Origin of the sequence: Halolamina sp. (genome assembly GCF_036626355.1) — an archaeon.
Taxonomy (GTDB): Archaea; Halobacteriota; Halobacteria; order Halobacteriales; family Haloferacaceae; genus Halolamina.
The window spans coordinates 1-10,701 of record NZ_JAZKRY010000095.1; the positions used below are offsets into that span (position 1 = coordinate 1).

General features: G+C 65.5%; 10 protein-coding genes and 1 tRNA gene. 5 read left to right on the forward strand and 6 right to left on the reverse strand.

Features of this window, described 5'->3' with window-relative positions; translation table 11 throughout:
* Together V5A38_RS12930 and thsA are read left to right on the forward strand one after the other, a co-directional pair.
* Positions 1-623 (forward strand): V-type ATP synthase subunit B (locus tag V5A38_RS12930; RefSeq protein ID WP_332326175.1); only part of this gene is annotated, 623 nt, incomplete at its 5' end.
* A gap of 288 nt (positions 624-911) precedes the next feature.
* Positions 912-2,561, forward strand: a complete 1,650-nt coding sequence (gene thsA / locus V5A38_RS12935) for a thermosome subunit alpha (RefSeq protein WP_332326184.1) — start codon at positions 912-914, stop codon at positions 2,559-2,561.
* Between the two features lie 309 nt (positions 2,562-2,870).
* Here the strand turns inward: thsA and ilvA (V5A38_RS12940) are convergent, their stop codons facing one another.
* The 3 genes from ilvA (V5A38_RS12940) to V5A38_RS12950 form a co-directional block, all read right to left on the reverse strand.
* Positions 2,871-4,106 (reverse strand): threonine ammonia-lyase, encoded by a 1,236-nt coding sequence (ilvA, locus tag V5A38_RS12940; protein ID WP_332326176.1) that lies wholly within the window; start codon positions 4,104-4,106, stop codon positions 2,871-2,873.
* Positions 4,107-4,228: 122 nt separating this feature from the next.
* Complete coding sequence (gene ilvA, locus V5A38_RS12945) at positions 4,229-5,461, reverse strand: threonine ammonia-lyase (RefSeq protein ID WP_332326177.1); 1,233 nt, start codon at positions 5,459-5,461, stop codon at positions 4,229-4,231.
* Positions 5,454-6,236: a creatininase family protein gene (locus V5A38_RS12950; protein ID WP_332326178.1), complete on the reverse strand. Its 783-nt coding sequence runs from the start codon at positions 6,234-6,236 to the stop codon at positions 5,454-5,456. Before V5A38_RS12950 ends, ilvA (V5A38_RS12945) begins: the two co-directional genes overlap by 8 nt.
* A 599-nt stretch (positions 6,237-6,835) precedes the next feature.
* Between V5A38_RS12950 and V5A38_RS12955 the strand changes: the two genes are divergently transcribed.
* A complete protein-coding gene (locus V5A38_RS12955; protein WP_332326179.1) occupies positions 6,836-7,660 on the forward strand; it encodes a hypothetical protein in 825 nt (274 codons plus the stop codon).
* 411 nt (positions 7,661-8,071) lie between these two features.
* Here V5A38_RS12955 and V5A38_RS12960 read toward each other — a convergent pair.
* Positions 8,072-8,172: transfer RNA gene (locus V5A38_RS12960), tRNA-Arg, on the reverse strand.
* Between the two features lie 95 nt (positions 8,173-8,267).
* Here V5A38_RS12960 and V5A38_RS12965 point away from each other — a divergent pair.
* Positions 8,268-8,858: an AAA family ATPase gene (locus tag V5A38_RS12965; protein WP_332326180.1), complete on the forward strand. Its 591-nt coding sequence runs from the start codon at positions 8,268-8,270 to the stop codon at positions 8,856-8,858.
* Positions 8,855-9,316 (forward strand): RNA-binding domain-containing protein, encoded by a 462-nt coding sequence (locus V5A38_RS12970; protein ID WP_332326181.1) that lies wholly within the window; start codon positions 8,855-8,857, stop codon positions 9,314-9,316. Before V5A38_RS12965 ends, V5A38_RS12970 begins: the two co-directional genes overlap by 4 nt.
* A 170-nt stretch (positions 9,317-9,486) precedes the next feature.
* Here the strand turns inward: V5A38_RS12970 and V5A38_RS12975 are convergent, their stop codons facing one another.
* The gene (locus V5A38_RS12975) at positions 9,487-10,047 is read right to left on the reverse strand and encodes a magnesium transporter (RefSeq protein ID WP_332326182.1); all 561 of its coding nucleotides are present in this window, start codon (positions 10,045-10,047) and stop codon (positions 9,487-9,489) included.
* A gap of 28 nt (positions 10,048-10,075) precedes the next feature.
* Positions 10,076-10,657: a magnesium transporter gene (locus V5A38_RS12980; RefSeq protein WP_332326183.1), complete on the reverse strand. Its 582-nt coding sequence runs from the start codon at positions 10,655-10,657 to the stop codon at positions 10,076-10,078.
* Positions 10,658-10,701 lie beyond the last annotated feature (44 nt).

Genomic DNA, 10,701 nt, shown 5'->3' on the forward strand with positions numbered 1-10,701 from the left:
AGGTCCCCGGTCGGCGTGGCTACCCCGGGTACATGTACACCGACCTGGCGACGCTCTACGAGCGTGCCGGTCGACTCGAGGGGACGGAGGGCTCTGTCACCCAGATCCCCATCCTCACGATGCCGGGCGACGACGACACCCACCCGATTCCGGACCTGACTGGCTACATCACCGAGGGCCAGATCATGATGGACCGGGACCTGAACAGTCAGGGTATCGAGCCGCCCATCAACGTCCTGCCCAGCCTCTCGCGGCTGATGGACGACGGGATCGGCGAGGGGCTGACCCGTGGCGACCACGCCGACGTGAAAGACCAGATGTTCGCCGCCTACGCCGAGGGTGAGGACCTTCGGGACCTGGTGAACATCGTCGGCCGAGAGGCGCTGTCGGAGATCGACAACAAGTACCTCGACTTCGCGGACCGCTTCGAGGAGGAGTTCGTCCACCAGGGCTACCAGACGAACCGCGATATCGAGGAGAGCCTCGACATCGGCTGGGAACTGCTCTCGACGCTGCCGAAAGCGGAACTCAACCGGATCGACGAGGAGCTCATCGAGGAGTACTACCACGAGGAGGCTCCCGAGACCGAGGCCGAGACGGAAGAAGCGCCGGCGGACGACTAACTGCCGAGCATCTGCGACTCTGCGGTTTTCTCTCTGCTGTTGACTGGTTAGCCGTGGCTCTCTGTGTTCACCGACCCCTCTTTGGCAGCCACGTCGAGACCGTTGCAGGGCGACGACGACCCCGCCGTCTCTGGGTATTTATAAGACTGCTTTGGTAGAGGTTATCACGCACCCATCGTCCCCGCCGTGTGGCGGTTCTGCCTACGAGGAACAACAGGTTTATATAGAACCATGGACAATCTTTCCTTGAACATGAGTCAACAGCGACAGCGGATGGGTAATCAGCCCATGATCGTCCTCTCGGAGGACAGTCAGCGAACCTCTGGGAAAGACGCACAGGAGATGAACATTACGGCCGGGAAAGCCGTCGCCGAGTCCGTCCGCACGACCCTGGGGCCGAAGGGGATGGATAAGATGCTCGTCGACTCCTCGGGCGGTGTCGTCGTCACCAACGACGGCGTCACGATCCTCCGGGAGATGGACATCGACCACCCCGCGGCCAACATGATCGTCGAGGTCTCCGAGACGCAGGAGGAGGAGGTCGGCGACGGGACGACGACGGCCGTCGTCGTCGGCGGCGAGCTTCTCGACCAGGCTGAGGAGCTCGTCGAAGCCGACGTTCACCCGACCACGATCGCCCAGGGATACCGCCAGGCCGCCCAGAAGGCCAAGGAGGTTCTCACCGAGGAGTCCCTCGAAGTCACCAACGACGACTACGACAGCCTGACCAAGATCGCCGAGACGGCGATGACTGGCAAGGGCGCCGAGACCGCCAAGGAGCAGCTCGCCGAGCTCGTCGTCGACGCCGTCATCGCCGTGCAGGACGAAACCGGTATCGACACCGACAACGTCTCGGTCGAGAAGGTTGTCGGCGGCTCCATCGAGAACTCCGAGCTCATCGAGGGCGTCATCGTCGACAAGGAACGCGTCGACGAGAACATGCCCTACGCTGTCGAGGACGCCGACGTCGCACTGTTCGACGGCGCACTCGAGATCAAGGAGACCGAGATCGACGCCGAAGTCAACGTCAGCGACCCCGACCAGCTCCAGCAGTTCCTCGACCAGGAAGAGGAGCAGCTCAAGGAGATGGTCGACAAGCTGACCGCTGCCGGCGCCGACGTCGTGTTCGTCGGTGACGGTATCGACGACATGGCCCAGCATTACCTCGCCCAGGAGGGTATCCTGGCGGTCCGCCGGGCCAGCAGCGGCGACCTCTCCCAGCTCGCCCGCGCGACGGGCGGCAACGTCATCTCCTCTCTCGACGATATCGAGGCCGAGGACCTCGGCTTCGCCGGCAGCGTCGCCCAGAAGGACGTCGGTGGCGACGAGCGCATCTTCGTCGAGGACGTCGAGCAGGCCCGTTCGGTCACGCTCATCCTCCGCGGCGGCACCGACCACGTGGTCGACGAGCTCGAGCGCGCAATCGACGACTCCCTCGGCGTCGTCCGGACGACGCTGCTCGACGGGCAGGTCCTGCCCGGCGGCGGCGCCCCCGAGACGGAGCTCGCACTGCGCCTGCGGCAGTTCGCCGACTCCGTCGGCGGCCGAGAGCAGCTCGCAGTCGAAGCGTTCGCCGACGCACTGGAGATCATCCCGCGAACGCTCGCGGAGAACGCCGGCCTCGACCCGATCGACTCGCTGGTCGACCTGCGCGCCAAGCACGACGGGGGTTCGTTCACTTCCGGTCTCGACGCCTACACCGGCGAAATCGTCGACATGGAAGAGGAGGGCGTTGTCGAGCCCCTCCGCGTGAAGACTCAGGCCATCGAGTCGGCCACCGAGGCCGCGACGATGATCCTCCGCATCGACGACGTCATCGCCGCCGGCGACCTGACAGGCGGTCAGGTCGGCGACGACGAGGGCGGTGACGACATGCCGCCGGGCGGCGGCGGCATGGGCGGCATGGGCGGCATGGGTGGCATGGGCGGCGCGATGTAAAATCGGTCTCAGACCGATTCTACGCAGGCAGTCGGATGACGTCCGACGCGCCGATGTGACGTTAGGCGCCTAACGCACACCCGTCCCACGCATCGCTCGCTGACCACGGTGCGGTTCTGTGGTCTGCAGCCACTTCCGCGGTACGTTTTTCGAAATTTATTACTGGACTCCACCCACGCTACCGCGTACCCGAGGATTCATCGGGTTACGTCAGAGGCAGGCGGGCGGGTCCTTTTGGACTCGGCCCTTCGTAGACTGGTACCGCAAACGCGCGGCTGCACTCCCCGCTCCGGCGAGGCCTCCCCGTCGCTATCCGAGTTCGTCGACGAGTTCGACGTTCTCGTGGTCGTCGAGTGCGGCCACCACGTCGTCGAGATGCTCCCGGTCGACGCCCTCGATGCCGGCCGTGACGAGGTGCCGGTTCTCCTTCGCGGCCGGCGAGAGCGGCTCCTGCTGGATATCATCGAGTTTCGCGCCGGCGTCCGTGACCACCTCACCGACCGAGCCGAGCGCGACGGGCCAGTTCGAGAGCGCCAGTCGGACCCGGACGTAGCGCTCGAGATGCATGAGCCCGGTTCGAGTGAGCTCGCCCAGCTCCGTCAGGTCGATGTTACCGCCCGAGATGAGGCTGATGACGGTCTCCCCGTTCACGTCGACTTTCCCGTCGAGGAGCGCGGCGGTCGGAACAGCGCCGGCTGATTCCGAGACGGTGTTGGCCCGCTCGGTCAGGAGCGCGAGCGCTTCGGTCACCGCGGCGTCGTCCACCTCGACCACGTCGTCGACGAGTTCGCGGACGATCGTGGCGGTGTTCTCCTCCATTCGGCTGGCGGCGATCCCCTCGGTGATGGTGTCGATCTCCTCGCGCTCGTAGATTTCGTCACTCTCCATCGTGCGTTTGGCGTGGGCGGTCCCCTCGGTCTGGACGCCGATGACTCGGATATCCTCGTTTTTTGACTTGAGTGCGGTCGCGATACCGCTGATGAGGCCGCCGCCGCCGATGGCGACCAGCACGGTGTCGACGCCCGGGCAGTCCTCGTACATCTCGAGGCCGACAGTTCCCTGGCCGGCGATGATGTCGGGGTCGTTGAACGGGTGGACGAACGCGAGATCGTGCTCGGCTTCGAGTTCGAGCGCGTGTTTGTACGCCTGCTCGTAGATCTCGCCGTGGATGACCACGTCGGCGCCGTACCCCCGCGTCGCCTCGATCTTCGCCGCCGGCGTCACCTCTGGCATGACGATGGTCGCGTCGACGCCGAGCTTCTTCGCCGCGAGCGCGACACCCTGTGCGTGGTTGCCGGCGCTAGAGGCGATAACGCCGTTTTTCGTCGTCTCACCGGGGAGCCGACTGATCGTGTTGTACGCACCGCGGATCTTGTACGCGCCGGTGCGCTGCATGTTCTCGAGTTTGAGGTGGACCTCGTCGGCATCGGTCATGCGGGCGAACGTGTTCGAGGGGTCCAGCCGTGTGCGGTGGACAACACCCTCGATACGCTCCGCGGCGGCGTCGATATCCGCGAGTGAGACGATATCGTCTGTCGAAGGCATGGTTTGTGGGAGGTGAACGGCAGGGAATAGCTTTTCGTCCGGCCATCGGGCGTGAGCCGTCACGGGTCCTGGTCGTCGCAGGGTGGCTCGGTGAGTGGCTTCGGCGACGCTGACCGGCGCAGTTAGTTGTCGGCGACGTCGCTCCAGACCACCGTGATTCCGGCTTCACTGTCGAGGCTCTCGAGCACGGCCCGGAGATGGTCGGGGCCAGTCCCCGCGATGGCGATAGAGACGGGCCGGCAGTTCGCGCCGAGGTCGGCTGTCGGCGGCTCCGGGCTGAGCAGGTCGAGTTCGGCGCCGTGGTGTTCGACCGTGTCGGTCACCCTGCCCACTGGCTCCGGCCAGTTCGCGAGCGCGAGCCGTGCGTGGCTGTAGCGGTCGAGGCTCGCCAGCCCGAGTTTCGTGAGCTCGCCGAACGCAGTCAGGTCCACGTTACCGCCGGAGACGAGCAGCGCGACGTTCTCGCCCGTCGCGTCGAATTTCCCGTCGAGCAGCGCAGCCGTCGGCGTCGCAGCTGCCGCCTCGGCGACGGTGTTCGCCCGCTCGGCCAGCATCGCCATCGCCGCGGTGACCGCACCCTCCTCGACTTCGACGAGCTCGTCTACCGTCTCGTCGATGATGCGGAGCGTCCGCGGGCCGAGTCGGCCGGCAGCGATGCCCTCGGCGATCGTGTCGAGGGCCTCGCGCGGCTCCACCTCGCCGTGTTCCAGCGAGCGCTTCGCGTGGGCGCTTCCGGTCGTCTCGACGCCGATGACGCGAGCGTCGGTTTTCGCGGTCACCGCGGTCGCGACGCCGCTGATGAGGCCGCCGCCACCGACGGGGGTAACGACGGTATCCACCTCGGGGAACGCCTCGACGAGCTCGAGACCGACGGTGCCCTGGCCGGCGATGACGGCCGGATCGTCGAACGGGTGGAGGAAGGTGAGCCCCTCCTCTTCGACCAGTTCCATCGCGCGGTCGTAGAACTCCTGGTACTCGGTGCCGTGGAGTTCGACCGTCGCGCCGTAGCCTCGCGTGGCCTCGACTTTCGCGGCGGGCGTGAACGTCGGCATCACCACCGTTGCGTCGACGCCGAACTCCCGCGCCGCGTACGCGACCCCCTGGGCGTGGTTGCCGGCGCTGATGGTCACCACCCCGGCCTCGCGCTCCTCGGCCGGGAGCTGGGACAGCTTGTTGTACGCGCCGCGGGCTTTGAACGAGCCCGTCCGCTGCATGTTCTCCAGCTTTAGCCTGACCTCGGCGGCCCCGGAGCGCCGGGTGAACGTCGTCGAGGGGTCGAGCGGCGTTCGGTGCGTGACGGGTGCGACGCGCTCGGCGGCGGTCTCGATATCAGCTACCGTCGGGAGGTCACTCATGGACGGCTCTCAGCAGTGCCTCCATCTCGTCGACGAAGCCGTCGAGGAACCGCTTCCCTTTCTCGGCGCTGACTGCAGAGACGTCGCCCATCGCGCCCGATTCGGACCACTCCTCCACGTCGAGGGTGACGCTCAGTGGGCCGGAGTCCAGCAGGTCACTCGCCGCCTGGTCGTACTCGGTCTCCCACTGGGTCGCCTCCATTTTCTCCTCGTCGACGAGCTCGGGGTAGAGATGGAGCATCATCGATGTCTCCAGCTCCCCGCCGTGGGAGATGCCGCCCAGGTCGCTCTCCCGAACGTCGTCGGCGAAGTACGCCCCGAGTTCGAAGTAGGTGAGCCCCAGAATCTCGGCCTCGGGGTGGGTCTGCCCGACGGTGGCTGTCGCCGCCGAGACCAGCGGGCCGTTGCCGCCGTGGCCGTTGAGCAGCAACAACGTGTCGAAGCCGTTGTCGAGTGCGCTGTCGGCGACCTCCTCGATCTGCTCGTGGAGCGTGTCGAACTCGCCGGTCACGGTGCCGCCGAAGGGGACGTGGTGGGGCGAGTAGCCGACCCAGAGCGTCGGGGTCATGAGCACGGGCACGTCGTCGGCGACCCGTTCGGCGCCGCGGCTGGCGACCGCCTCGACGAGCATCGTGTCGGTGCCTGTGGGCAGGTGGTAGCCGTGCTGTTCGAGGCTCGCGATGGGGACGATGCAGATGGAGTCGTCCTGTTGGGCGATCTCGCGGATCTCGGCGTAGGGTTTGGCTGCCCACGAAACGTCGTTGGTTCTGACCATGGGGGTCTGTTGTGTCGATTTGGGGAAGTAGATGCGGGTTGGGGCGAACTGTGGATGTGCTGGAGTGTAGCTCCGGTTCGAACTCCTTGATGAGGCTCCCGTCGATCCGCGGTCTCATCCGTCGTTGAAACCCTGGCTTCGTCATTCTGGTTGTGGCTCGTAACTGGTTCGGGGCTTTGCTCAATAGGGTTGTGCCGGTTCCAGGCGTAACTACTACCTTGCGATCTCTATCCCGCCGATCGGTTCGTCCAGAAACAGTCCCGCCTCATGTAGTGGTCTCTCCTGTGGCGTTCGCTGGCTTTCACTCGATGCCAGACCCACGGGGAACTGATTCTTCCGACTGTCCGCATCGATCTCGGCCCACTACGTGTTGGTTTCAGAGCGTGCCAGGTGGGATGATGGATAGAATGGTCGTTTCAGTACTACCCCCACAAGGCCTATTGTAGTAGATTTTCGAACCTATCGATATGACAACGAGACGGTCCCTCCTTGCAGTTGCAGTCCCGCTGGTGGCTGGCGGCTGCATAACCGATACGCCACCCCCCAACACGACTGAGCGCTCTCCGCCCTCGACTGACCAGACGTCTACCCCGGACTGTATGCGTGGGTACACGGTTTCAGTTTCGCCGTTCACGCCCACCGAACAGCTCGTCACGTCCCTCCGCCCCGCTCAGCGGCGGCTTTTCGAGCGGATCGTCACCGAAGACGGCGTCGTGCTCCAGACGTATGGGCAACGCCCGATACGAACCGAACGCTACAGTTCACATGACGGTGGATACTACCGAATCGACTTCGAACAGACTGGAGCCGAAGAAGTTCCTGCCCGGCGTGCCGACCTCTCCTGGGAGAACGGCCAGGAGGCGCCCGAGAAAGCAACCGTCGTCGCGTACTCTGCCCTCCCCGAAGTAGACCAGGTCGCCCTCGAGTTCCTGATACACGGCCCGAACTACTCGCGGGAGGGTCTCCCGACACAGGGAATGACGGCAACTGACGTTCCAGTGCCCTACCCACAGGGCACCGCAGATTCTGCACTCGTCGGTGCGGGGACAGTGTGGGTTGAGTGGGACGACCGAGTCTACGAAGTTACCATCTCCACTGAAGAGGGGACGATCACTCGGCGGACGTTCGACTATACCGCAACGCGCGTCGCTGACTCGAAAGAGGGGTTCCGAGAGTACGTTGTCGACCGATATCTCCAGACCCTCGAGAACCTGTCCAGCGAAGCGCAGTCGGTCCTCGACGCGGCCGTAGAAGCCGGCGAGGACGGAACGTACGAGGATTGTAACGAGCCATCGACCGGGTACGAGAGGTTGAAACAGCGGATGGAGAACGTTCCGGAGCTCCCTGCTCCACATACCGACCACTGGTACATCTCCTACGAGGGAGAGCGGTATTTACTCGAGATCGGCGGTTGGGTTGTCTGAGCGATTGGCTCACTCGTGAGAGCTCGCTGTTCTCTTCCGACTCGTCTGTTTCTCCACTGCAGTACTATCAGCAACACCTGAGTTGGCTGGAAAGACGTTGGAAGTGGTAGGCCTTGTTCGTTCCTCGCCCAGACCTGTGGAGCATGCGGTGGATCCGCCCGTGACAGTATTCTCGTCGTCGACGCCGTCGCCGTCTGTTGGCCGTTCTATTCATATCGGGCAGTCGCTCGGTGGCTCGGGGGCTCGCAAGCGAAGCGAATTGGAACAACCGTGGTCGTGAGCGACTGAACGTAGCGAACGGGCACGGTGGGATTCGAACTCGATTGCGAGACTCGCTGCCGCTCGTCTCGCGTAGTTCGAACCCCCTGCGTGCGTCGTTTCAACACGCTTCGCTGTCGCTCAGCGGTTGAACGGGCACGGTGGGATTCGAACCCACGACCACCGGATGGCTCCCCCCACGGGGACCATCGGGGTTAGAAGTCCGACGCTCTGTCCAACTGAGCTACGTGCCCTCACCTGATTGACTGCCTGCGGGAGCAAAAACCGTGGGGTTCGCTCCCGAGCCGTCCCGCAGCCCTTAACACCGCAAGTCGAGAACTTTCTCTCAATGCGAATCATCGGTACTGTCGGGCTTCCGGGCAGCGGCAAGGGGGAGGCCGCCGCGGTCGCTCGCGAGGAAGGCATCCCAATCGTGACGATGGGCGACGTGATCCGGGAGGAGACCCGCCGCCGCGGGCTCGACCCGACCGAAAACCACGGGGAGATCGCGGCCGCACTGCGTGAGGAGGAAGGCGAGACCGCCATCGCCGACCGCTGTATCCCCGAGGTGCGCGAGGCAGCCGAGGAAAGCCGGGGCGTCGTGCTCGTCGACGGCCTCCGCTCGATGGCCGAGGTCGAGCGCTTCAAGCACGCGTTCGGCGACGATTTCCTCCTGCTCTCTATCGAGGCGCCGTTCGAAACCCGGGCCGAGCGCCTGGGTACCCGCGGGCGCGAGGAGACCGACGTCGACCGCGAGAAACTCCGGGAGCGCGAGGAGCGCGAACTCGGCTTCGGGATGGGCGAGGTGATGGACGCTGCGGACATCACCATCGAGAACGTCGGCGGCCTCACCCGGTTCCGCGAGCAGGTCCGGACGATTCTCGAGGAGGGAACTGCCGGCATCGACGCCACAACCGCCGAGTCAGGGGGCGACGCATGATCTACAGTATCGACGTCCGCGTCGAAGCGCCCATCCGGGAGACTGAGGTCTCCGACCGGGTGGCCGAAGCGGTCAGGACACTGTTCCCCGATATCGAACTCCGCCGCGAGCCTGACCGGTTCGTCGGTGAGAGCCACTCCCTCGACGCGTTCTCGGACGTGCTGCACGAGCAGGAGATCCTCGACACCGCCCGCCGGCAGTTCTTCGATGGAGTCTACGAGCGAAGCTCGTCGGGCAGTCAGACGAAGTCTGACGAGGCGGACGAGGACGGGTTCGAGTTCTCGCTGAAGAAACAGCCTGCGTACAAGGGCGTCGTCAACTTCGCCGTCGGCTCCGAGGACGAACTCGGCGACATCACGGTCCGGGTCGACGTCCGCGAACCCGACGTGGAGACGTTCATCGACTACGTCGCACCCCCCACCGAGGAGGGGCAGCCGATCGAACCCGACGGACGCTGAGCCGGTGTCGTGGCCGTCCGTACCAGCGTGCTTCTCGCCGTCACCGCCCCCGCCACGGTTTTCACTGGGCCGGTTCTCGTCTCGAATCCGGACCTCTCGGCGTCGCCGTTGGCGACGGCGCTCTCCGCCACGCCGAGCCGCCCCGGAGTGTCATCGGCGCCCACGCTCACTCAGACGACCAGCAGCTGGACCACCGCGAACAGCACGACCACCCCGAGCACGTCACAGGTGTTCGTGACGACCGGAATCACCACGTCGTCCGGGTCGAGGCCGAACCGGTAGGCACCATAGGTCGCTAACAGCGTCACGACGACGGCAAGCACCGCGAGCACGACGCCGCTGGTGAGCGAGACGAGGATGACCGTTCCGAGCGCCAACTGAGTCGCGCCCGTCACCGACTGGAGCGTCCACGCACCGGCGCCGACGACGGGGAACAACGTCACCGCGAGCGCGACGGTCGCGACAACGTTGCCCAGCAACGTCTCGTCGTCGGCAGCAAAGGAGAGCGTCCCCAGGTGAAACGCCGTCGACAGCCGCGAGGCGAGGATGCTCCCCAGATTCCCTGCGGTCCCGATCGTCACCGGGACGAGCACGAGCAGGGTGGGATACTGCAGCAGCGTCGCCTCGAACGAGCCGAGCACCAGCCCCGAACCGACCTCCACCATCGTCAGCACCAGCAGCACGGGGAGCATCGCCCGGGTGATGGCCCGGACGGTCCAGTCGGTCGTCATCGCTCACTCACCTCGATTCCCCGTTTCATTACCCACCACCTCCGAGTGCGAGTACGAACCGAACCGAGAGCAGGAGGAAGGCGATGCCGAACACGTCGCCGGTGGTGGTAACGACCGGTCCCACCAGGGTATCGGGGTTGTGACCCCGGCGGTACCCCGTGAACACGACACCCACGACCACCACCGTGAGCGCGATCCCCGAGAGCAGTCCCGCGATGAAGCTGATGGCGACCAGCGAGGCGAGCGGGGCAACGGCGTCGCCCAGGACAGTGAGGATGAAGAACACCGCGACTGCGGCGACGACGCTCGCGAGGATACCGTTGCCGAGGGCGGCAGCTGCCGCACCGCGCAGGCGCTCGTCGCCCACCTCCACGCGGGGTTCGATGAGCCCCTGGTGGAGGCCGGTCGAGAGCCGTGCACCGAAACTCCCGTACACGTTCCCCCGCGTCGCCAGCAGCGCTGGAACGAGCACGAGCAGCCCTTCGACGGCTCGAAGCTCAGCACGCATCCCGCCGAGTACGACGCCTGCGAGGAGGCCGCCGACGAGGCTGGCACCAAGTGCCGGCAGCGCCGCCTCGTAGGCTTCGCGGGCGACCGAGACGACGCTCATTACCGATGAGTCCGGGGGGATGGGTGAAAAAGCCCGTTACCGTG

Excerpts from the sequence above, each read along its gene's own strand:
- V5A38_RS12975 (WP_332326182.1), bottom strand. The coding sequence starts at position 10,047 with ATGACGACCGACTGGACCGTCCGGGCCATCACCCGGGCGATGCTCCCC.
- ilvA (WP_332326177.1), bottom strand. The coding sequence starts at position 5,461 with ATGAGTGACCTCCCGACGGTAGCTGATATCGAGACCGCCGCCGAGCGC.
- V5A38_RS12965 (WP_332326180.1), top strand. The coding sequence starts at position 8,268 with ATGCGAATCATCGGTACTGTCGGGCTTCCGGGCAGCGGCAAGGGGGAG.
- ilvA (WP_332326176.1), bottom strand. The coding sequence starts at position 4,106 with ATGCCTTCGACAGACGATATCGTCTCACTCGCGGATATCGACGCCGCC.
- V5A38_RS12950 (WP_332326178.1), bottom strand. The coding sequence starts at position 6,236 with ATGGTCAGAACCAACGACGTTTCGTGGGCAGCCAAACCCTACGCCGAG.
- V5A38_RS12955 (WP_332326179.1), top strand. The coding sequence starts at position 6,836 with ATGCGTGGGTACACGGTTTCAGTTTCGCCGTTCACGCCCACCGAACAG.
- V5A38_RS12970 (WP_332326181.1), top strand. The coding sequence starts at position 8,855 with ATGATCTACAGTATCGACGTCCGCGTCGAAGCGCCCATCCGGGAGACT.
- thsA (WP_332326184.1), top strand. The coding sequence starts at position 912 with ATGATCGTCCTCTCGGAGGACAGTCAGCGAACCTCTGGGAAAGACGCA.
- V5A38_RS12980 (WP_332326183.1), bottom strand. The coding sequence starts at position 10,657 with ATGAGCGTCGTCTCGGTCGCCCGCGAAGCCTACGAGGCGGCGCTGCCG.